The sequence below is a fragment of the Rhizobium sp. 05L419 genome (genome assembly GCF_056397845.1).
Map to the genome: position 1 here is coordinate 49,229 of NZ_JBFTOF010000003.1, position 20,697 is coordinate 69,925.

General features: G+C 59.1%; 21 protein-coding genes, 3 tRNA genes and 1 pseudogene. 15 read left to right on the forward strand and 10 right to left on the reverse strand.

The genetic code is table 11. The features are described from left to right. Positions 1-59: 59 nt before the first annotated feature. From mscL to AC1DMK_RS04290, 4 genes are all read left to right on the forward strand, one after another. The gene (mscL, locus tag AC1DMK_RS04275; protein WP_037060792.1) at positions 60-497 is read left to right on the forward strand and encodes a large conductance mechanosensitive channel protein MscL; all 438 of its coding nucleotides are present in this window, start codon (positions 60-62) and stop codon (positions 495-497) included. A gap of 123 nt (positions 498-620) precedes the next feature. Further along, positions 621-1,787 carry a pyridoxal phosphate-dependent aminotransferase gene (locus tag AC1DMK_RS04280; protein WP_037060794.1) on the forward strand — a complete coding sequence of 389 codons (1,167 nt, stop codon included), beginning with the start codon at positions 621-623 and terminating at the stop codon, positions 1,785-1,787. 209 nt (positions 1,788-1,996) lie between these two features. Next, positions 1,997-3,031 carry a UDP-glucose 4-epimerase GalE gene (gene galE / locus AC1DMK_RS04285; RefSeq protein WP_477857337.1) on the forward strand — a complete coding sequence of 345 codons (1,035 nt, stop codon included), beginning with the start codon at positions 1,997-1,999 and terminating at the stop codon, positions 3,029-3,031. A 153-nt stretch (positions 3,032-3,184) separates the two neighbouring features. Continuing rightward, a complete protein-coding gene (locus tag AC1DMK_RS04290; protein ID WP_477857339.1) occupies positions 3,185-4,243 on the forward strand; it encodes an enoyl-CoA hydratase/isomerase family protein in 1,059 nt (352 codons plus the stop codon). 7 nt (positions 4,244-4,250) lie between these two features. Here AC1DMK_RS04290 and AC1DMK_RS04295 read toward each other — a convergent pair. Beyond that, positions 4,251-5,142 (reverse strand): annotated as a pseudogene (locus AC1DMK_RS04295) (IS630 family transposase); the annotation flags it as partial. A gap of 194 nt (positions 5,143-5,336) precedes the next feature. On the opposite strand from AC1DMK_RS04295, the gene AC1DMK_RS04300 reads away from it, so the two are divergent. Continuing rightward, positions 5,337-5,645, forward strand: coding sequence for a hypothetical protein (locus AC1DMK_RS04300; RefSeq protein ID WP_477857341.1), 309 nt, complete (start codon positions 5,337-5,339; stop codon positions 5,643-5,645). Between the two features lie 145 nt (positions 5,646-5,790). Here the strand turns inward: AC1DMK_RS04300 and AC1DMK_RS04305 are convergent, their stop codons facing one another. Then, positions 5,791-6,048 carry a hypothetical protein gene (locus AC1DMK_RS04305; RefSeq protein ID WP_477857343.1) on the reverse strand — a complete coding sequence of 86 codons (258 nt, stop codon included), beginning with the start codon at positions 6,046-6,048 and terminating at the stop codon, positions 5,791-5,793. Then, positions 6,048-6,716, reverse strand: coding sequence for a lysozyme (locus tag AC1DMK_RS04310; RefSeq protein ID WP_477857345.1), 669 nt, complete (start codon positions 6,714-6,716; stop codon positions 6,048-6,050). The genes AC1DMK_RS04305 and AC1DMK_RS04310 overlap by 1 nt, the downstream gene beginning before the upstream one ends. Before the next feature lie 533 nt (positions 6,717-7,249). Here AC1DMK_RS04310 and AC1DMK_RS04315 point away from each other — a divergent pair. Beyond that, a complete protein-coding gene (locus AC1DMK_RS04315; protein ID WP_477857347.1) occupies positions 7,250-7,681 on the forward strand; it encodes a hypothetical protein in 432 nt (143 codons plus the stop codon). Positions 7,682-8,130: 449 nt separating this feature from the next. Here AC1DMK_RS04315 and AC1DMK_RS04320 read toward each other — a convergent pair. From AC1DMK_RS04320 to AC1DMK_RS04330, 3 genes are all read right to left on the reverse strand, one after another. Further along, a tRNA-Arg gene (locus AC1DMK_RS04320) sits at positions 8,131-8,207 on the reverse strand. A 52-nt stretch (positions 8,208-8,259) separates the two neighbouring features. Then, positions 8,260-8,565, reverse strand: a complete 306-nt coding sequence (locus AC1DMK_RS04325) for an ETC complex I subunit (protein WP_037066152.1) — start codon at positions 8,563-8,565, stop codon at positions 8,260-8,262. A 158-nt stretch (positions 8,566-8,723) separates the two neighbouring features. After that, positions 8,724-10,394, reverse strand: a complete 1,671-nt coding sequence (locus AC1DMK_RS04330) for a phosphoethanolamine transferase (protein WP_158447623.1) — start codon at positions 10,392-10,394, stop codon at positions 8,724-8,726. A 179-nt stretch (positions 10,395-10,573) separates the two neighbouring features. On the opposite strand from AC1DMK_RS04330, the gene AC1DMK_RS04335 reads away from it, so the two are divergent. From AC1DMK_RS04335 to AC1DMK_RS04355, 5 genes are all read left to right on the forward strand, one after another. Then, positions 10,574-10,650: transfer RNA gene (locus tag AC1DMK_RS04335), tRNA-Pro, on the forward strand. Between the two features lie 332 nt (positions 10,651-10,982). Further along, positions 10,983-11,336, forward strand: a complete 354-nt coding sequence (locus AC1DMK_RS04340; protein WP_080725608.1) for an acyltransferase family protein — start codon at positions 10,983-10,985, stop codon at positions 11,334-11,336. After that, complete coding sequence (locus tag AC1DMK_RS04345; RefSeq protein WP_477857350.1) at positions 11,336-12,349, forward strand: acyltransferase family protein; 1,014 nt, start codon at positions 11,336-11,338, stop codon at positions 12,347-12,349. Before AC1DMK_RS04340 ends, AC1DMK_RS04345 begins: the two co-directional genes overlap by 1 nt. A 177-nt stretch (positions 12,350-12,526) precedes the next feature. Further along, positions 12,527-12,751, forward strand: a complete 225-nt coding sequence (locus tag AC1DMK_RS04350; RefSeq protein WP_037066155.1) for an alkylphosphonate utilization protein — start codon at positions 12,527-12,529, stop codon at positions 12,749-12,751. A gap of 507 nt (positions 12,752-13,258) precedes the next feature. Next, positions 13,259-13,423 (forward strand): outer membrane protein, encoded by a 165-nt coding sequence (locus AC1DMK_RS04355; protein ID WP_477857353.1) that lies wholly within the window; start codon positions 13,259-13,261, stop codon positions 13,421-13,423. Positions 13,424-13,477: 54 nt separating this feature from the next. Here the strand turns inward: AC1DMK_RS04355 and AC1DMK_RS04360 are convergent, their stop codons facing one another. Both AC1DMK_RS04360 and AC1DMK_RS04365 read right to left on the reverse strand, forming a co-directional pair. Then, positions 13,478-13,960, reverse strand: a complete 483-nt coding sequence (locus tag AC1DMK_RS04360; RefSeq protein WP_037066157.1) for a DUF192 domain-containing protein — start codon at positions 13,958-13,960, stop codon at positions 13,478-13,480. Continuing rightward, complete coding sequence (locus AC1DMK_RS04365) at positions 13,960-14,538, reverse strand: cold-shock protein (RefSeq protein WP_037066159.1); 579 nt, start codon at positions 14,536-14,538, stop codon at positions 13,960-13,962. The genes AC1DMK_RS04360 and AC1DMK_RS04365 overlap by 1 nt, the downstream gene beginning before the upstream one ends. 193 nt (positions 14,539-14,731) lie before the next feature. Between AC1DMK_RS04365 and gloA the strand changes: the two genes are divergently transcribed. The 3 genes from gloA (at position 14,732) to AC1DMK_RS04380 (ending at position 16,662) form a co-directional block, all read left to right on the forward strand. Further along, positions 14,732-15,172, forward strand: a complete 441-nt coding sequence (gene gloA / locus AC1DMK_RS04370; protein WP_477857355.1) for a lactoylglutathione lyase — start codon at positions 14,732-14,734, stop codon at positions 15,170-15,172. A gap of 156 nt (positions 15,173-15,328) precedes the next feature. Beyond that, the gene (locus tag AC1DMK_RS04375) at positions 15,329-16,390 is read left to right on the forward strand and encodes a YcbK family protein (RefSeq protein ID WP_477857356.1); all 1,062 of its coding nucleotides are present in this window, start codon (positions 15,329-15,331) and stop codon (positions 16,388-16,390) included. Positions 16,391-16,587: 197 nt separating this feature from the next. Further along, positions 16,588-16,662: transfer RNA gene (locus tag AC1DMK_RS04380), tRNA-Glu, on the forward strand. Between the two features lie 181 nt (positions 16,663-16,843). Here AC1DMK_RS04380 and AC1DMK_RS04385 read toward each other — a convergent pair. Beyond that, positions 16,844-18,076 carry an adenylate/guanylate cyclase domain-containing protein gene (locus AC1DMK_RS04385; RefSeq protein ID WP_037066162.1) on the reverse strand — a complete coding sequence of 411 codons (1,233 nt, stop codon included), beginning with the start codon at positions 18,074-18,076 and terminating at the stop codon, positions 16,844-16,846. A 129-nt stretch (positions 18,077-18,205) separates the two neighbouring features. Beyond that, complete coding sequence (locus AC1DMK_RS04390; protein WP_477857358.1) at positions 18,206-18,970, reverse strand: TIM barrel protein; 765 nt, start codon at positions 18,968-18,970, stop codon at positions 18,206-18,208. Between the two features lie 276 nt (positions 18,971-19,246). Between AC1DMK_RS04390 and AC1DMK_RS04395 the strand changes: the two genes are divergently transcribed. Beyond that, entirely contained in the window at positions 19,247-20,449 is a 1,203-nt protein-coding gene (locus tag AC1DMK_RS04395; protein ID WP_477857360.1) for an MFS transporter, read from the forward strand. Positions 20,450-20,697: the final 248 nt, after the last annotated feature.

Here is a 20,697-nt window from a genome sequence, read left to right on the forward strand (position 1 = left end):
ATGTAGCTAATAAAAACAATGGCCTGTCAGCAAGATTGCACCAGAGGGAGACGGATCGGATGCTCAATGAGTTCAAAGCGTTTATTGCTCGCGGCAATGTCATGGACCTTGCCGTCGGTGTGATCATCGGCGGCGCCTTCGGCGGCATCGTCAGATCGCTGGTCGACGATATCATCATGCCGATTGTTGGTGCCATCTTCGGCGGCTTCGACTTTTCAAACTATTTCGTCGGTCTGTCGTCCAACGTCAACGCGCCGACCCTGGCTGCGGCCCGCCAACAGGGCGCTGTCCTCGCCTACGGTAGCTTCATCACCGTTCTGATCAATTTCATGATCCTCGCCTGGATCATCTTCTTGATGGTGAAGGGTGTAAACACGCTTCAGAAGCAGGTGGAGAGACAAAAGAAGGCTGCTTCGGAAGAGGTTGCGGCGCCCGCGGCAGATGTTGCCCTTCTCACGGAAATTCGTGATCTGCTGGCCAGGCGCCCGGCGGTCTGATCGAATTGATGAGCCCTGCCGGCCTGGCCGGGCTCATTCATCACGGAAATCGATATCGTATCACCGATTGTCATGGGATTTGGCCTCATATTTGATTTATGAAGGCGAAAACCGGAGTGATGCATGTCGATTGTGAATAGCCTCAGCCCGCGCGCCGTGTCTGCGCCTGAAAGCGGGATCGTCGAAGTCGTCAACTATGCCCGTGGCCGCGATGGCCTTGTGCCTCTTTGGGTCGGCGAGGGCGATCTGCCGAGCCCGGATTTCATCAACAGGGCAGCCATGGACGCACTGGCTGCAGGCGAAACCTTTTACACCTATCAGCGCGGCATTCCCGAGCTTCGCCAGGCGCTGTCGCACTACTACGCCCGACATTTCGGAGTAGGCCTGCCGGTCGAGCACTTCTTCGTCACCGGCTCAGGTATGCAGGCGATCCAGATCGCCGTGCAGGCGTTAACCTCGCCCGGCGACGAGCTTCTCTATCTGACGCCCGCATGGCCCAACATCGCCGCGGCACTCGAGATCGCAGGCGCCCGTTCGGTCGGCGTGCAGCTCGAATTCGAAGGCGGCAAGTGGGCGATCGATCTCGATCGTGTCGAAGCGGCGATCACGCCGAAGACCAAGGCTCTGTTCATCAACACGCCATCCAATCCCACGGGCTGGACCGCTACCAAACAGGACCTTGCCGCCATTCTCGCGCTGGCGAAGAAGCACGATCTCTGGATCATGGCGGACGAGATCTATGCCCGCTACTATTATCCCGGCGGCCGTGCGCCCTCGTTCCTCGATGTGATGGATGCCGACGACAAGGTGATGTTCGTCAATTCCTTCTCGAAGAACTGGTCGATGACCGGCTGGCGTGTGGGCTGGATCGTGGCGCCGCCCCAGACAGGCCAGGTGCTTGAAAACCTCATCCAGTATTCGACATCGGGTGTTGCTCAGTTCATGCAGAAGGGCGCGGTTGCGGCGCTGAACGAGGGCGACGCCTTCGTGCAGGCGAACATCGACAAGGCGCAGCGCTCCCGTGACATTCTCTGCGATGCGCTGATTGCAACCAACCGCGTCGAAACCCTCAAGCCGGATGGCGCGCTCTATGCGTTTCTCAAGATCGACGGCGTGACTGACAGCCGCAAGGCGGCGATCGACATCGTGGACAAGACAGGTGTCGGTCTTGCCCCCGGGACGGCATTCGGGCCCGGTGGCGAGCTGTTTCTGCGTGCCTGTTTCCTGCGCAATCCTGCGCAGATAGAGACCGCGGCAAACCGGCTCTGCGATTACATCCTCAAGCTCTAGAAGCTTGAGACGCCGCATGGGTCGGCGTTCGGGTGGAATTTTCTGCCCGAAATGACGCGTCGATAAAATTGTAGCGAAGTGCGAAAGCTGCATCTAACCACGTTTCCAAACATACAGGGCATGAAGCCTTCGGACGGGCCTCCAATAAGAAATTCAGAAAGGAAAACAGCTTCACATGTCCCCGTGAGATGACGCGGGGAATACGGGACATGGCAATTTTGGTCACCGGCGGAGCGGGCTATATCGGAAGCCACATGGTCTGGACGCTGCTCGACGCCGGCGAGGATGTCGTCGTTCTCGATCGCCTTTCCACTGGCTTTCGCTGGGCCGTCGCACCCGGCGCGCGGTTTTACCTTGGCGACGTCGCCGATGCGGATGTGCTGAAGACGATCTTCATCGAGAACGACATCGAGGCCATCATCCACTTCGCCGGCTCGGCCGTCGTGCCCGCCTCGGTCTCCGATCCGCTTTCTTACTACGACAACAATTCCGGAAAGACGCGCGCGCTGATGAGCGCGGCGATTGATGCCGGCGTTCGTCACTTCGTCTTCTCGTCGACGGCCGCCGTCTACGGCCCGCAGAAGACATCCGATCCGGTCAGGGAAGACGCCTCGCTCAATCCGGAAAACCCCTATGGCCAGTCGAAGCTGATGACCGAGTTCATGCTCCGCGATGCCGCTGCCGCCTATGACTTCAACTATGTGGCGCTTCGATACTTCAATGTGGCCGGGGCCGACCCAGAAGGCCGTGCCGGACAGTCGACCACGGGTGCCACGCATCTGATCAAGGTGGCCTGCGAGGCAGCGCTGGGCAGGCGCGACGGCGTCAATGTCTATGGCATAGACTATCCGACGCATGATGGTACGGGCGTGCGTGACTACATCCATGTCAGCGACCTTGCCGCGGCGCACCTGAAAGCCTTACAGCATCTGCGCCGGGGGCGCGGCTCGCTGGTTGCCAACTGCGGATATGGTGCCGGTTACTCCGTGCTCGATGTGCTCAACATGGTGACCCGCCTGCACGGGCATTCCTTCAAGATACACATGGCCCCGAGGCGCCCCGGCGACGCTGCGAGTGTCGTTGCCGATTCGACGCTGGCGCATCGCCTGCTCGATTGGGCACCGAAGCACGATTCACTTGAGACGATCGTTCGCAGCGCGCTCGATTGGGAGTTGTTCCTGATGGACCGGAATGTCGAGGATCTGCAGAGCATTCATCGAGTGTTGGCGGCCGCGTCGTTCTGAGCCCGTTGGCAATGCACGACGGTGCGAAAAGCCGGATTTGACCAACCTGAGGTATCTTCCGCCAGCGGTGGCCATCGGCTATACGGCCGAACGCGATAAGTTCCTGGGTAAGGAGTCGTCGCTGTCGACGGTGATCGCAACAAGGAGACGGGAATGCACGACAAAGTCGACGACGTGATACTGGAGCGTCGCGGCTCTGCCGGTATCATTCGCCTGAACCGACCACGGGCGTTGAACAGTCTGACGCTGGGAATGGTCCGGGCGATCGCCGAAGCGCTGGACCACTTTTCTGCAGATGCAGACGTAGCGACAGTCGTCATGGCAGGCGAGGGTGAGCGTGGCTTCTGCGCCGGCGGCGATATTCGTGCGCTGCATGAAAGCGGCCGCGACGGCACTCCGGCTGCGGAGAACTTCTGGCGCGAGGAATTCCGTCTCAACCACCGCATCGCCACCTATCCGAAACCTTATGTCGTGCTGATGGACGGCATCACGATGGGCGGCGGCGTCGGGCTGTCGTCCCACGGCCGCCATCGCGTCGTGACGGAACGCACCAGATTCGCCATGCCTGAAACCGGCATAGGCTATTTCCCGGACGTTGGCGCGACGTGGTTGTTACCGCGCGCCCCCGGCGAAATAGGTATCTGGATCGGACTGACCGGGCTGGAAGTGGGAGCCGCGGACGTCATTTACGCCGGCCTCGCCGATGTCCAGGTCTCGGCTTTTCAGCTGCCGGAGCTGGTGGATACGCTAGCCGGGCTTTCGCGCGCCGCCAGTCACCGTGATGTCGATGCCGTTATGAAAAACCTCTCTGATGATCCCGGCAAGGGGTCTCTCAGGGAAAACAGCGACATGATTCAGCGGACGTTCCGCTCCAGCAAAGTCAGCGAAATCCTGCTGGCTCTTCAAGGCGAAGCCTCGGATTTTGCAGTCGAGACGCAGCGTGCGCTGCAGACGCGCTCGCCAACCAGCCTGACGCTGGCATTGCGCCTTTTGCGCGAGGGAAAGCAGAGCAGAAACCTGGCGGAGTGCCTGCGCCGAGAGTTTGGCGTCTGCCTGCAGATACTGAGGGGTTCGGATTTTTACGAAGGCATTCGAGCCGCCGTCATCGACAAGGACCGCAATCCGAAATGGCTGCCTGCGACCCTCGACGCGGTCGAGCAGGGGTCGATTGATGCCTTTTTCCAACAGCCCGAGGTGCCGCTCGCCCTCTAGTGTCCCGTCACCGAGATTCTGACTCGTTGAGTACTGGTGTCGGATAAGACTTAGCCATCTTTTCGCGCGCTTGCTCGATTGAGAACATCCATCGGATTTGGGCACCGCTATCGGTTCGACGACGCGCCCATGCCTGAACCTCACTGGAACGTCTGATAAATAGCAGAGGCCGTGTGGGTCGAYAGGTTATCCATCACCACACGGACCCGGTCGGCGTCGGGATAATCGGCGTCGACGAGGTCGCGCATGCAGACGGCGAAGTCCTCGTTGGCGCGCCGATCTGTGACCTTGACCTTGCGCCACGACCTATTGGCATCGACCATAACGAAGAGGTTGGCCGTGCCATTGCGCTTGTATTCAGAATCGTAGCGGTATCGCTTTCCCGSTTTCTGGACGATAGGCACGCGCACTTCGCCGATGAGCTGGATCGGACTTTCATCGAAGCAGACGACGGGKCGCTTAGGATCATGCGGCTCAGCGTAGAGGTCGAGAAGATCCTCCATCCTGGCGATATATTCGCCATCGATTTTGGCGATGCACCACATTTTCCTCTGCCACGGCTTCAGGTCGTTGTCGTCCAGTCTGCGGCGGATGGTTTCGCGTGAGATACTTTCATGTTCGACCACTTCCAGCAGCGCGTTGGCCAGAAGCGTCAAAGTCCACCGGGTGCAGCCCTCGGGCGGATCCGAGCAAGCCAGAGCAACGAGTTGTACCTCGTCCTTGCCGCTCAGCTTTCGAGCAGCCCCGGGGCGTGGCTCTTCGCTGAGGGCCGCCTCCAGGCTGATTTCTACAAAGCGTTTTTTGGTGCGGTAGATGGTCGAGCCGCTGGTCTGCACCGATGCTTCGATCGCCTTGTCGCTGACGCCAGCGTCCGCTGCCAACAGGATCTGCATTCGCTTGAATGCCATTGGATCAAACTGATTGCTGCTGCTCATATCTATATCCCCTGCCAATCCTCTGCCCTTTCACTGCGCATGCTGTTCTTGGAATAGAATGATGATGGAGTGGGCTGCAATTCCAGAGAGGCGCCACCTCAGATTGGTTGCATATGACGGTTTTGCGACAGATTTTGCCCCTCTTGATGGAGGACTGCATGGCCAACAAAAAACTACGTCGAGTTTACAAGGCTCTTGTTGATGGCGCCTACGAAGGCAACACCGATGAAGCCCTTCATCGGTTTGTTCTGATGCGCGTACCAACCGCCAAGCGCAAGGCCATCGTTAGGGCATCGGTCCTAGCCATGGGCGATTCAGCGGTGAATGATCCACTGATACTGCAGACCATTTTTTCTCTGGCCATCAAGCAGCGCTTTATACGGTCAGATAGGAAGAAAAAGGCCACCGAAGAGCTTCTCAAAGAACCTCCCCTTCCAGCATCGGCGACGGAAGCGTCTCTCCATTAGCCGGCCATTGCCTCACTTGCGGCAGGCTACATCCGCACGACATTGCTTGTTGTTCGATGAGATAGCTGACCCCGCTAATGCATCCTGCGACGCCGCCCTCGCCGCCTCTGGAGTTTGGAAGCGGACAAATTGATATCCGCTCCCGTTAATCGCAGTTGCTGTGTGGCAGCCCGCTATCGCGCATGAAAACAAGGCAACGATCACGATCCGAAAGCTTGCGGAAATTCGCATTGTTCTTCTCCATGGTGTCGATACGTTCCAAGGCTACTTTGGCCGCCTCTGCCCGAACGGCTTCGCGTCCTTCGCTGCGACCAACGAGCTTGGCAGGATAGAAGGCGATGGCCGCGCCGAGGACGAGCCCGACGCCGCCCTTGATGAGATCGAGTAGACCGAGCCCGAACATCAGGCTTCCCGCCGCGTCTGGATGTAGTTCCAGAGGAGGACGCAGGCGGCCGCCACAAGGATGGTGCCGAGCGCATAGGCAATCGGGCCAGTGGTCGGCACGAACTGCAGGCTGCCGCCGGAGAGCGCTGCCGTGCCAACTGCAAGGGCATCCTTCGAGATCAGAGGAGCACCTTGCTTGAGGACTTGCGAGCCGCTGGACTGGATGAAGCCGCCCTTGGCCCAAAGTCCCGCCTCTGCCGCACGACGGTTGACGAGACCGTTGCTGACCACCTTCTTGCCGTCGATCGTGGTCTTGTTCCACTTCGGCAACTCGGCAGGAACTGCATTGTAGTTGCCATGGTTGAGCTTCTTGAGCAGCGTCGAGCCCTTGAAGGCTCCGATGCCGGCATTGAAGGCGAACATGACGAGAGCGCCGAACTGGTTGTCGGTGAGATCGACCTTCACCGAAGTTTCGACCGCACGCTCGCACGGATCGAGGTCACGACGAAGCCAGACGACGGCTTGCTCTTCGGTGATGTCCGGTGCCCCGGGGTAGACGTCCGGTCCAGTATGGCCGTAGCCTGCGTTGCCGTGCCGCGCACTTTCATGCCAGGGCGCAGCCGCGTCTTCTTCAGGCCCGGCTTGCCGTCTGCATCGTCGTAGACGAACGGGATGAACGATTCCCACTGCTTGAGCGCAGCTTCGCTAGTGGCATTGATGTTTCGCGCCATTGATACACTTCAGATTTTCAATGAATGGTTGACCCGCTTACGCCTATCGGACGACGTGCGAGAAATGGCCGGTTGTGCTTTTCTTGGACAAGGCCGAAAGCGGCCGTTTTCCTGTAGCGCTGGAAGCCCGCCATCACCCCGCGGCGGGCTTCCCTTTCGCCGGTCTCCCGCTCGACTCATGATTTACGATGTGCTGATATACGCCAGATTTGGGGTGGGGGAGATCATGACCTACGATTGGGATGGGCAGCGCACTAAGCGCCTGCGAGCGGCAAAGCTGTGTGTAGCCGTCACTTTTGCTTCAGCGATGATTTTCACGATGTCGCACGCGCTTCTCAGATCGGCAGGCTTTTGAAGCTGACTGCCCGCCATCGGTTCGATGATGACAGATTGGCTTGGACTTCAGCAGATGCCGGCCGGCATAGGGCCATGTGGTTCCAGTCTTGCCGCGGAGGCCCAAGAACCTTCTGCAGGCGAACTCCGCTAGGCATGAACGTTTCAGCCAAGGCCGACGCCCTGGAACTTGAAAGTCTGCGACTGCTCTCAATCAAGCGCGCCGCAGCCCGTCGGATAACGGGACTCAAAAGGCGGATCTCGCAATCACCGGATGATGCCGAACGTCTGCATTTGCTTTACAGGGGACTGGATGCTCTATCCGACATCGTCGGCGAGTTGGTCGAGTGCAGCGCAGACATCGCAAACACGTCCCTCCGGATTACGGGTCCGTCAGTAGCCCAGCGGTCGCAGGACGATATTGAAGCCGCCATCTACAAGAGCGGCTGGACGCCCAGCGATACGGAGACGGAAAGTGATGCGGAGTTAAGAGCGAGGCTCACGGCGGTACAGGCGTTGGTCGATCGCAGCAAAGAGCTCGCTCGCCCCGCCAACTACGTCGAAAACTGGAAAAAGCCCGCGCACTAGGCAAGCAGCTTGCGCAGGTATTGGAGGACGTTGGAGACAGCGAATTCGCCTATATCCGACCCCTCAGCACCCAGTTTGCGGTGATGTTTGGCGGAAGCCCCTACGAAGGCCCTGACCCGCTTCTGCTGGCAATTGTCGTGCGAGCATTGGAAGCCGAGATTGTTGCCTTCGTTCCCGCATCGCTTCAGGAAGCAGCGCGGAAGGCTGCGTGGATCGCATGGGCTCACGACGACGATTACTGCTACCTGGATGATACCGAGGAGGGGAACCGAGTTTTGGTCGAGGCTCTACAAGCCATCGGGCGGGCGACGGCATACCCCCTGACCAACTCGCATATCAACCCCCGAGCCCGCTTCTGGATGGAGCGGGCTTTTTCGCTTCTTGTTACCCCAGGCGTTACCCCGACGGGAGTGAGATGAAATTCTAACTACTTAAGCATCTGAAATGATTGGCGACCCCTGCAGGAATCGAACCTGCGACAACCTGCTTAGAAGGCAGGTGCTCTATCCAGCTGAGCTAAGGGGCCGCATGCCGATGCAAATTTGCACATCGGATAAGCCATCATGCCTGAACGCGGATCAGTGCGTCCAAGGCTGCGTCCGCGTATAGCGGAAATTATCAGGATAGGCCACCGTCTGGCGTTGCGGATCCTTCGGTGCGATCACCCGGTATTCGATACCGTTGCGCTTGGCATAGGCCTCGGCGAGTTCCTGCGTTTCGAAGGCCAGCTTCACCTGCTGGCGCATGTCCGACGACGAGGTGTAGCCCATGATTGGGTCGATCGTGCGCGGTGTCTCCTGATCGAACTCGAGCACCCAAACATGGGTCTTTGCCTTGCCGGACTGCATGGCGGTCTTGGCTGGACGGTAGATCTTGGCAGACATTGCTGCAACGCCTCCGAATTAGGGCTTTCGCATTCAAATTCATCTAGCCCCGTTGCCGGAGCCGTCTCCGGCGCATAGTCGCAACAAGAGACGAATTTTGCTTAGCGGCGATTCCCTCTCTTTTCAAGAAAAAAGCCGCGGCCATCATGCCTCTCGCATCACCGCTTCACGGTCGCCTGAGCGAGTGTGTCGCCTGTCCTCCGGCACCGCGAAAAGAGATCGAGTTTCGGATCGTAGACCGATGTCGCGATGTCCATGAGCCCGAGAACGCTATGGAAGAAGTTGTCGTGGGAGGCGGGCTCCGCCGAATTGGCAGCAAGGCAGGCCGTGTCGATGCCGGCGGCCGCGCTGAAATCGGGAGAAAGCCAGGCGATAATTGGAACGCGCGTCTGTTCGGCAGGGGCGATGATATAGGGCGCCCCGTGAAGATAGAGGCCGTTCTCGCCAAGCGATTCGCCATGATCCGATATGTAGAGCATGTTTGCCGAAATCGAAGTTTCGTGCTGCTTCAGCGCGTCGATAACCTTCGCGACGACGTGGTCGGTGAAGAGGATCGTATTGTCATAGGCATTGACGATCTCCTCCGGCTTGCAGGCGCCGAATTCCGCTGTCCGGCAATCCGGCGTGAAGCGACGGAAATCATCGGGATAGCGCCGATAGTATGCCGGTCCATGACTCCCTAGCTGATGCAGAACGAGCACGCTGTCGCTCTTCACGTTCGAAAGCCAGCCATCAAGCTTGTCGAGCAGCACCGTATCCAGGCACTCGCCGTCGGTGCAGAAGCGCGGATCGGCGGCATCGGGCAGGAAGCGATAGGCAATGCGGTTGGCAACACCGTAGCTCCCGGTATCGTTGTCCCACCACTCGACCTGCACCTTGGCGTGACCCAGAATATCGGTGAGATTATCCGTCTCCAGACCCTTGCGGTGGGTGTATTCACGCCTGGGATAGACGGAATACATGCACGGCAGCGATACGGCGGTCGCAGTGCCGCAACTCGTCGCATTCGAAAAATAGACGACGCCCCTCGCCTTCATTTCCGGATTGGTCTCGCGCGGATAGCCGCCGAGCGAAAAGTTCTGCGCCCGGCCCGTCTCGCCGGCAACGATGATCGTCACCCGCGGCTTTCCGCTGGCGCTTGCAGAGCGCTGGTGTGCATCGGTGCCAAGCGGCCGGCGCACGATGTCGCGATCCTCTTCGGACGCAAAGACAAAGCGGGCTACGCTGCCGATCGGAAGAAACGGATTGAGCGTCAGCATAATGTCCCTGTGCAATCGGCCAACCGACGCAAAGGTCTGCGAAAAGCCGAGCCCCGCGGCAACAAAAACGGCAAGACACGGGACGACGACAGCGGTGTTGTAGACGAACTTCCTGACCAGAGGCTTGTGAGCCACCCGCACCCATAGAACGAAAAGCGAAGGCAATATGCCCGCGAATAAGATATGAAGCAGGAACGTCGGCGTCAGGAGATGCGCCGACTCGGCCTGTGTCGTCACCGCCGCATTGCGGATCATCTCCTTGTCGATGATCACACCGAACTGATCGGTGAACCACGACGACACGACCGCAACCATGATAAACAAGATCAAGGCAGGCTTGATCACGTATTTTGCCGAGAATGTTACCATTGCAGCGATGGTGATTGCGGCGATGCCAACGACAAACGCAACAAAAGCGGCAGGCGTCGACGAGAGATATCCGTACGCCCGTGTCCAGAAGGTTTGGTTCGCAACAATCAGGATGTAAGCCGCGGTCAGTACCGACAGGGTAACACTACCTATGCGCGGCCGCAGGCTCCGACGAGGAGCCGGCACGACGATATCTTCCAATATGCTCTCCACTGTGAAAGCTGAGCGAGTCCACAGAGGACAACGACATTGATCCCGACGGCAATGTCATCCTTTCCTGACAGGAACCTGAAAGCGCCAGGCGGACGCCAATCGTGGAAAGACGATTTTTGTTATTGCGGCTCAGGAACGAACCGTGTATTGCCCTCATCCATCGGCCACGGAGTGTAGCGCAGTCTGGTAGCGCATCTGGTTTGGGACCAGAGGGTCGGGAGTTCGAATCTCTCCACTCCGACCACCGACAACTAGCTGACAACGTTCAGCATTTTCCCACAACAAACATACTGGACATACGCGCGTACGTGCGCGCTGTGGGAGTGGCTTGTACTTCCGCTCTCTGCGGGAGCAGCTTTCGCCGCGACGGAAAGATATCAGCGTCAATACGATCCATTGCTCGCCATGTTGGGCGCGCGGCACTCCGACGAAAGGAGAGCCTCAGGGTTGTGAGTATCCAGCATTCTCTATTTGTATTAGAATCCATGGATTAACTGTGCCCCGAAGATTTCGGATGCAGAAAATATCTTTCATATAGAAAACCCGCATATCGCGCCGTATGCCGGGGAATACCAAATGTTGACAAAGACAGATACTTCAGCGATTCGGAGCACTCATGCTGCCTTGTATCGTCCGGAAGTTGACGGTCTGCGGGCAATCGCTGTCCTTCCCGTTATCCTCTTTCATGCAGGCGTGCCGTTTTTCAGCGGTGGCTATATTGGCGTGGACATATTCTTCGTGATCAGCGGCTTTCTGATCACCTCCATCATTGCCCGTGATATCGACAATGACAGGTTCTCGATTGTCGACTTTTACGAGCGGCGGGCCCGGCGCATTCTTCCGGCGCTATTCGTGGTTATCCTTGCATGCCTGCCATTTGCGTGGCTTTGGATGCTGCCGAACGCCTACAAGGATTTTCGCAGAGCCTGATGGCGACAGTCGGGTATGCTTCAAATATTCTCTTCTATATCGAGACGGGATACTTCGATGTCATGTCGGCGCAAAAGCCGCTGCTGCACACCTGGAGCCTCTCGGTCGAGGAACAATTCTACGTCGTCTTTCCGCTGCTTCTGCTGTGCATCCTGAAATTTGGCCGACAACTGACGATCCCGCTGCTGACGGCGTTTGCGCTTGCAAGCATCGCTTGTTCGGAATGGCTGCAATCCATGGATCCCGAGGCAGGATTTTACATGCTCTTCTCGCGTGCCTGGGAGCTTCTTTTGGGCGCGATCGGGGCGCATCTGTTGCTGAGCCGCCGGACCGATTCTCTCCGCGGGCATGGCGACTGGCTGTCGCTGGCGGGCCTGGTGCTGATCGTCGGATCCCTGGCAGTCTTCCCCACCGGCGCGACAACCCCAAGCCTGCTCGTGCTGCCATGCGTCGTGGGGACCGTGCTCGTGCTGATGTTCGCCCGGTCCGGCTCGCTTTCGGGCCGTCTGTTGAGCCTCAAGCCGCTGGTCTCAATCGGGTTGATCAGCTACAGCCCCTACCTCTGGCACCAGCCTCTGCTCGCATTTCTGCGCATCAGGACGTTGGACGAGGTGTCAGTCTGGACAAGCGTTCCAGTGGCACTGATGTCCTTGCCGATCGCCTGGATCAGCTGGCGCTACGTCGAGCGTCCGTTCCGTGATCGAAGCCGGACGAACCGCAGGACGATCTTTGCAGGTGCGGTCGGCGCGGCAGGTCAGGTCAAGCACGGCTTCCCTGAACGGCTTTCGGATGAGGCCCTGGACATGGCGTCGGAATTCAACAAAGTGGTTGCGATCTCTGCGCCATGCCTGAGTACGGAAAGGCACTATATCGCGCCACAAGACACGTGCTTGCACAACAAGCCGCTCCCCGAAACCGTGATGATATATGGTGACAGCCATGGCGCTGCGATTTCGGCCGCTGCCTGTTGCAGAAGGATGGCCGCGTGCTCTATATCGATGATGATCACGTGAGCCAGCTCGGCGCCAGCATCATTGCCGATCAGCTCTCCAGGAAGCGTGAGGACGAGCTATCATCCGACCAATCGGAGCCGCAATCGACGGCGCCAGCAAAGACAGCATCGTGAGGACGGCCGGCCGCCAGGCTTCTGGCGTTTGATAAGCCACTCGCCTTCGCACAACGAGGAAACAATGACCGACGGTACCATCGTAAAAGACAGCAACGGTGCGCAGCTCAGCGACGGCGATTCCGTCACCCTGATCAAGGATCTGAAGGTCAAGGGCACCTCGGAAACGATCAAGCGGGGCACCATGGTGAAAAATATCCGGCTCACCGGAAATCCCGGCGAGATCGAATGCAACACCAAGCAGGTCAAGGGCCTCGTGCTGAAGACCGAGTTTCTGAAGAAGGCTTAGACGCGACACCACAAACTATTCAGCTCGGCGGACTTTGTCAGCTCGTCCAGCGCCGGACGGGCCATTTTTCCTTTCACGGATTTGGACGAGGCGCCGACCTCGTCGAAATTCCCGCGGGATTGGCTGCCCCGCGCCGCTTTTCTGCTGGACAGGCGTCTATGGTGGCTTGAGGGGCGGCATTGGCTTTGCCAATACCGACTTCAAAGTCCAGGGACTATATCGCCTCTGCGAGCTACGATGGCGGCCAAAATGGGAGCTTCCTGGGCGCCAACTACCAGATGGATGACATCGTCGTCGGTATAGAAGGTGACCTGTCCTACGATTGCAACGAGAAGGATTCCGATTTCCTCGGCGCCGGCGTCAAGGCCGGGACGGACGGGTCGGGATCAGTCCGCGGCCGCGTTGGTTGTGCATTGGACCGCGCGTTGCGCTTTGCGACCTCAGGCTGGACCGAAACGCGTGCATATACAGAAATCGCAGGCGGTGACAAGGATAGCGATACGATCAATGGGTGGACGGTCGGTCGGCGCGGGATTGGAATATGCGTTCACCGACACCGTCTTTGGTCGCGTTGAATACCGCTACAACGACTACGGTAGCAAAACCATCCGGGGAACGGACGTCGATCTCGACCAGCACGTCGTTTCTGCCGGCATCGGCGTCAAGTTCTGACACCCACGGCAGCAGACGACACCGCCTGGCTTTCGGATGGTATCTGACCGGAAGCTATCTCTTTTTCGTGGTCGTCGCGCTGATGACCCTGTCGCCGGGCTTGATGCCGAGTTTCGCAGTCGCGCCGGCATTGAGCTCAATGACGTATTTCACCTCGATCACCGAATCGATGATGTCCTCGGAAAAGGGCACGGCGTTCTCTTTGATACCGCGAATTGTCCCCGTCGAATCGACGAAAAGCATGTCGAGCGGCAGAATGGTGTTTTCCATCCACATCTGCACGCGTCGCGGAGGACCGAAATCGAAGATCATTCCGGCGTCTTGCGCCATCTCCTTGCGATACATCAGACCGCGCTGGCGCAGCTCGTTGGTATCGGCAATCTCGACCGTGAAATTCAGCCGCTTGCCGGACGCCGTCTGAATGATCAGCGGCTCCTTGTCGAACGTCATCGGCTGTTGCGCAAAAGCCGGAAGCGCAAGGATGAAAAAAAGCGCCGCGAGGGCGCTTATGATCTTGTGAAAAAACAACCCGCTCATCAGTGTGCACGACTGACCGGGCTAGGAACGTCCGGATGGATCTCCGCAGCCATCAGGCCCTTGTCGCCATCGCCGTACCGCACCAGAACCACTTGTCCCGGGCGCAGCTCGGTCAGGCCGAAGCGACGTAGCGTTTCCATGTGAACGAATATATCCTCGGTCCCCTCGCCGCGCGTCAGGAAACCGAAGCCCTTCGTGCGGTTAAACCACTTGACCAGCGCACGCTCCAGCCCGCTGGTCGCTGTGACCTGCACATGAGTGCGAACCGGCGGCAACTGCGAAGGATGTACCGCTGTTGACTGATCCATCGAAAGTATCTTGAACGCCTGGTAGCCACGGTCGCGCCGCTGGATGAGGGCCACGATGCGCGTCCCCTCCAAGATCGTCTGGTAACCGTCGCGACGGAGGCATGTCACATGGAGAAGAACATCCTGCATCCCGTTGTCGGGCACGATGAAGCCGAAGCCCTTGGCGACGTCGAACCACTTGACGACACCAGTGATTTCAATGAGTTCGACCGCTTCTCCCGCGAGTTGATCGAGGTCGGTGAATTCCTTTGATGAAATTCTGTCAGCCATGTCGTCAGCCCCTCAATACGCGTCACACTGTTACGGTTAACTGATTCTTGAGATCAAGATTAACATGTTGGTAACGGATTAGCGCAAGTCCTACTTTTCGATTATTTCCAAGTGCCAATCTTACCCCGGTGTCTTGCCCGAAGCTGACGTTCTGCCACATATCAACCGCCGCTGCATTTAGAGAGGAAACAGAATGCGTTATCTCCACACAATGGTCCGCGTGAAGGATCTGGATGCCTCCCTTCACTTTTACACAACGCTCTTCGGCCTGGAGGAAATCCGCCGCTCGGAGAACGAAAAAGGCCGCTTCACACTCGTCTTTCTCGCCGCCCCGGGCGACAAGGACGACGCCAGCGCCAAGGGTGCACCGTGCCTGGAGCTCACCTACAACTGGGACACTGAAGACTACACGGGCGGCCGCAACTTCGGCCACCTCGCCTATGAGGTCGACGATATCTACGCGATCTGCCGAAAACTGATGGACAACGGCGTCACAATCAATCGTCCGCCCCGCGACGGCCGCATGGCATTTGTCCGCTCGCCGGACGGAATCTCGATCGAGATTCTGCAGAAGGGCGCCGGCCTGGCGGCAGCCGAACCCTGGGCATCGATGGGCAACACCGGCGCCTGGTAGGCCGAGGCTTTTGCGAGGCTTGCGGCTTTTGCGATTTCGGGCACCTGCGCCCGGATCGGGCTTGCCGCATGCCGGAGCTGCGGGCAATCTCCACCCGACTCTAGACGAGTGGCGCTCACATCACGTCATTCGTCTTCACTTTTGGAGAATGCTCGCTTGCTCGCTGTTGAAAAGCGTACGCCTATCGGGGTCGCACTTCTGCTCGCCACATCGGCCCTGATGCTGAGCGGCTGCGTGTCGGATAGGAAGGCAGCAGATGCAGCTGCATTGGCAGGCGCGGTCGATCCGGCCCTGGGACAGCAAGCTGCGGCCCCCAATGCGACCGCAAAGCCCGGCTATCAGGATCCCATGGTCTCCAACGTCTCCGGCGCGCAGACTGCCGGAACGACCCAACCGTCGAGCGCACAACCGACGACCGCCGGTTCGGCAGCCTCGGGGCCGGCCAATATCGGCGGCCTGGCGATGCAATCGACGGGAATCAATGCGCAGGCGATGAGCATCTTCTCGGTCCGCACGATGCCGCAGAACAACTCGACATCGACCGTGCTCGGTTCCGGCGGCAATGCCTACGCGCCGGTCGGCGTGAGTCCTGCCCGATCCAGCGTCTATAGCAGCCAACTGCCGCCCGAACAGCCCCCGCAGGGCCAGGTCATTCTCCCGCAGCAATCCTCGCAGAATACCAGCACTCAGACAGCCCCCGTCCAGACGGCATCGCTGGCAACGGGTACGCTTCCCGGACAGACGATGAACGCGCTTTACAGCGCGCCGAAGCAAAACCTTCTCGGCAGCCTGTCCGGCCTGCTTCAGAAAGCATCGATGCCCGGCATGACGCGCGTCGCGCCGAACGGCTTGCACGTGCAGAACGACAAGGTCGAGGTCGGCTGCTTCAAGCCCAACCTGATGAACGTCATCAAGGCCGTCGAGGGGCACTTCGACAAGCCGGTCATCGTCACGTCGGGCTACCGCGATCCGGAGCACAATCGCATGGTCGGCGGCGCCGAAGAATCGATGCACAAGACCTGCGATGCAGCCGACATTCAGGTCGATGGCGTCTCCAAGTGGGACATCGCCAGCTATATCCGATCGCTGCCCGACCGAGGTGGCGTCGGCACCTACTGCCACACCGACAGCGTTCACCTCGACACAGGAAAGAACCGGGATTGGAACTGGGGATGCGGCGGCAGGGCATCCCCTGCCGCGACCGCGCGGGCGCTCTGACGTCCTCCGCTGCACCCAAGCAACGCAACGTCACCAACACCCACGATGTGCGAGCACTCACGCGTAGCCAATTGATTCATTGGCGATAATCGCGATCTCGCACGCAAGGAAAATTCCTGTCATTATTTTGCGAAAAATCGAAATTGCCGCTTGCGGGATAGGGCATGCCTGACTATAAGGGCGCCACCACGAAGGAAGCGCCCTTCGTCTATCGGTTAGGACACCAGATTTTCATTCTGGGAAGAGGGGTTCGACTCCCCTAGGGCGTGCCACTTCTTTTCTCCCGAAATTCCGGAAACACCATGGAACCTCGTGGCTTGCTTAACTGCAGGATCCTTCGCTGGATAGGTCGTGGCGATCTGTCCCAGGGGGATCAAGCAATCAGCGACACTTGAGGGCAAATCATATCAAGTGACGATTCGCTTGATAACCTCGTCGAACATGCGGCCAGCTTCAGACTTGGCGCAAAGGAAACGCAAAAACATCGACCGGCTCGCCAAGCCCTCGCAACGGAAACGATCCAAGGCTGTCCATCCCCGTTTTGCATTCCGCCATCTCCACGAAGGCCTTCGAGAAAAGCACCGGGCGTTTGATCTCCTTGGTCAGGCTCTCGAGACGCGATGCGACGTTGACGGCCGGTCCGATAACCGTGAAATCGAGCCGCCTGCGTGACCCGATATTGCCGTACATGACATCGCCGACATGCACGCCGATGCCGTAGCGAAGCACCTCGCGACCGTCCCGCTCATTCTGTTCATTCAGCACCTCCATCGCAACCGCGGCCTCCTGAATTGCCGCCAGCAGATTGCTGCAGGCCTTTGGATTGCTCAGCGGGAAGATCGCCAGCATTCCGTCGCCCATGAACTTCAGGATCTCGCCGCCATGCTTCTCGATCGGCTCCGACATCGCGTCGAAATAGTCGTTCAGAAGTTCGATCACGTTGTCACGCGGCCAGTGGTCCGATATTGTCGTGAAGTCCCTGAGATCGCAGATGAGGATAGCTGCGCCCACCGTCGCGCCGCTGCCGCGCGTCGTGGCTCCGGCAAGAATCTGTTCGCTGGCATGCGGGCCGACGTAGGTCTGAAGCAGCGTGCGCGCCAGAATGTTCTTCAGGCGAATCTCGGTAACGAGCGTCAGCGCCGGCAACAGGTCCTGGAGAAACGAGATGTGGTCCTCGGAAAAGCCACCCGGCCGGTCGCTGGAAAAGGTCACGATGTGACGCTTGCCGAGCGTGTGCTCCATCGGCCAGGCAACATACTCTGTCAGGCCCTCGTGCCGCAGCTCGTCGTAAAACTCGTAGTGGCCATCGCCCTCCCGCATCGTCTCCAGGTTCTGGCGAACTTCAGTCGCACCGCTGAAGATCTCGTTCACGGGGCTCTTGAGAAACTGCGGCGTACTTTCGATACCGTAGCCGAAGGTCGCGATCTTTGCCTCCGCCATCCCTGTGCTCCAGAGAATGCGTGCGCCCAGCCATTGGGGATGGTGCGTCCGGAAATGCATCGTCGCCCGCGCAACGGGAACACCGTCCTTCCGCAGCTTCGCGCACATCTGCACCAGAATGTTGTCTATGAAGCGCTCATTGCGCGTTTCATTTACGAGCCAGTCGAGGATGCTTCTCCTCTGTGTCGGCCAGACCCCCGCGCTTTGATCTGGTACGCTCAAGGCCGGCTTCGATAACGATTGCATGGGCATCACTCCACAAAGGTCATCGCGACCTTTAAACCAAAATGGAAAAGCATTCCTACTACAGCTAGATGGGGAGCCTTTGCGTGGAATGAAATGCCTGAGGCCGTTAGATTGCGACGATCGGCGAAATCAGCCAAGCAGCAGCCGGGTGGTCGCGATTGTTTCAGCGCTCCCTACGATGGGCCGATATTCCAACCCGACCGCCCCCGCATAACCGTTCGCAACGAGCCAATCGACGCGCTTCTTCAGGTCGATCGCACCGCTTCCCGGCTCGTTGCGGCCCGGGTGGTCCGCGATGTGAATATGGAACACCCGGTCGATATCCCTGCCGATCGCCGCCGCGGTGTCCTCGCCCATCACGGCCKAATGGTAGACATCGTAGATGATACCGATCTCGGCACGACCCGTCGCCCTGGCGATCTCGATACCCTCGGTAGTCGAAGGCAGGAAATAGCCGATGTGGTCTATCAGCGTATTCAACGGTTCGACGCCGAGACGAACGCCGCTGCCGTCCAGCACCTCGCCGGCCTTGGTCAGCGTCTCGATCAGCGCTGCCTTTTGTTCTTCGCGCGACTGGCCCGCAAGGTCGTCGCCGGCTTGCGCAATCAACGTGTGCGCTCCGAGGCGCCGCGCCACCTCGACCGAGCGTTTCAGCCCCTCGATGAAGGCCGTCCTGTTGGCAACATCGGTCAGGGCGATCATCGGTTCGGCGACAAAGCTCGTCAGCTCGACACCTGTCTCGTTCAGCGCCCACTCGATGCTCCCGATATCCTTGTCCGTCCATCTCCAGAATTCCACGGCTTCGACGCCGTGTCTGTGGGCCAGTCGGATACGATCGGCGAAATTCTCGGCTTCGGCTGCAAACAGCCATTCGATGCAGGCAGACAGTCTCATGGCACTCTCGTTTTGGACTTCACATGTGGCTCACGGCAATCGATCAGCAATCGCCACCAGATTGCAAGCGTTATCCTGAAGCCGCGCGCGGTATCTGCTGCTGAACGCACAAGTTCCTGGCGGAGGGATAGTGCCAGCACCGCAACCCCATACAAACCAGCGCGATAGCCCGCGCTGCCGCGAGATCAATTGTGTCGATTCAGGGTTGTGTGGGCACTATCGCGAACCTAGAACCTTATTTGCGCTCTCCTGCGCATCCATCCCCGGGGACCTTTCATGCAGCTTGCGCCGCAGCACCGAATCTACATCTGCTTTTTCCTGTTCGCCGTGTCGATGGGTGCGTTGCTGGCGCGCATGCCGGACCTGCAGATGGCGCTTGGGGTCGATCGATCCGAACTTGGACTGACGCTGATCGGTGCTGCGATCGGTGCCCTTACGTCGCTGACCTTCGCCTCCCCGATCATTGCCCACCTCGGTGCCCGCACGACGGCTTTCGTCACCGTACTTGGAACCTCTGCCCTTCTCGCGACCGTGCCATGGATGGCAAGCGCGCCGCTTGTATTCCTCATCCTGATCGGCGAAGGCCTCCTCGCAGGCGCGCTGGAAATCAATCTCAATGTCGAGATCGATCGGATCGAGGCGCAGCTGGGTCGCGGCGTGATGAACCGCGCCCACGGCTTCTGGAGCCTCGGTTTCTTCCTGACTGCCCTTGTCGCCTCGGCGATCCGGCAGGCGGGCATCTCCATGGAACTCCATCTTGCCATGACGTTCACCTTTGTCGCCGTCGTCGGCACCTGGGCAATTTCAGGCATGCGAAATGCGCCAAAGCGGACCGTGCAGGAAGAAGCAAAGGTGCCGCTGATCGCACTGCCGACCTGGGGCCTGTTGCCCCTCTGCGTGATCGGCATAGCCGCCTTCCTCGTCGAAGGCGCTGGCATTGATTGGTCGGCGATCTACATGCGCGACGTCTTTTCCTCCGAGCCCTTCGTTGGCGGCTTAGGCCTGACGCTCTTCACCTTCTGCATGGCGGGCGCACGTCTCTTCGTCGATCCGCAGGTAGATCGCTATGGAGCGCGCGTCGTCGCGACAGTGCTCCTCATTCTTGCCGCCGCCGGTGTCTGCGCCGTCTGGGCGGCCCCCTACCCCTATCTGGCGCTGTTCGGCTTTGCGCTGATGGGTGCGGGATGCAGTGCCGTATACCCGCTCGCGGTCTCCGCCGCCGCCCAGCGCACCGACAGGCCGGCGCATGTCAACGTCGCGGCGCTGGGTCAGATGTCGTTCGTCGTCTTCTTCCTTGCCCCGCCATTGCTCGGCTTCATCGCCGAACACGCCGGCATCAGAACGGCTTACCTCGTCTGTCTACCGCTGATCGTCTATGCGCTTTTCTCCATCAGGTCGCTTGCCGGCCGCAGGGAGACAGACGGATATCGGGTGGCGAACACGCAGGACGAAGCGGACGTGCCGCAACAGCAAATCTGACAAGGCGGGCGGTGCCCGGGACGCAAAAAGCCAGCGGCAGGCCCACAGGCGGGAAATCTAGCTCGCAACGCTCGCTACGCATTGTCAGTTCGAGCCTGTTGTCGGCCTCCGCCGAGAGCCGTCTTGTATCTCTGCGTACCCGGGATGTTTGGCCGCGCAACAGAGCGGAACCGTGCAGAAATGCACCGAAAATCGACTGCATCGCATGACGACGAAGGCGACAAAACGATCGCAAAGCGTGGAGGCGC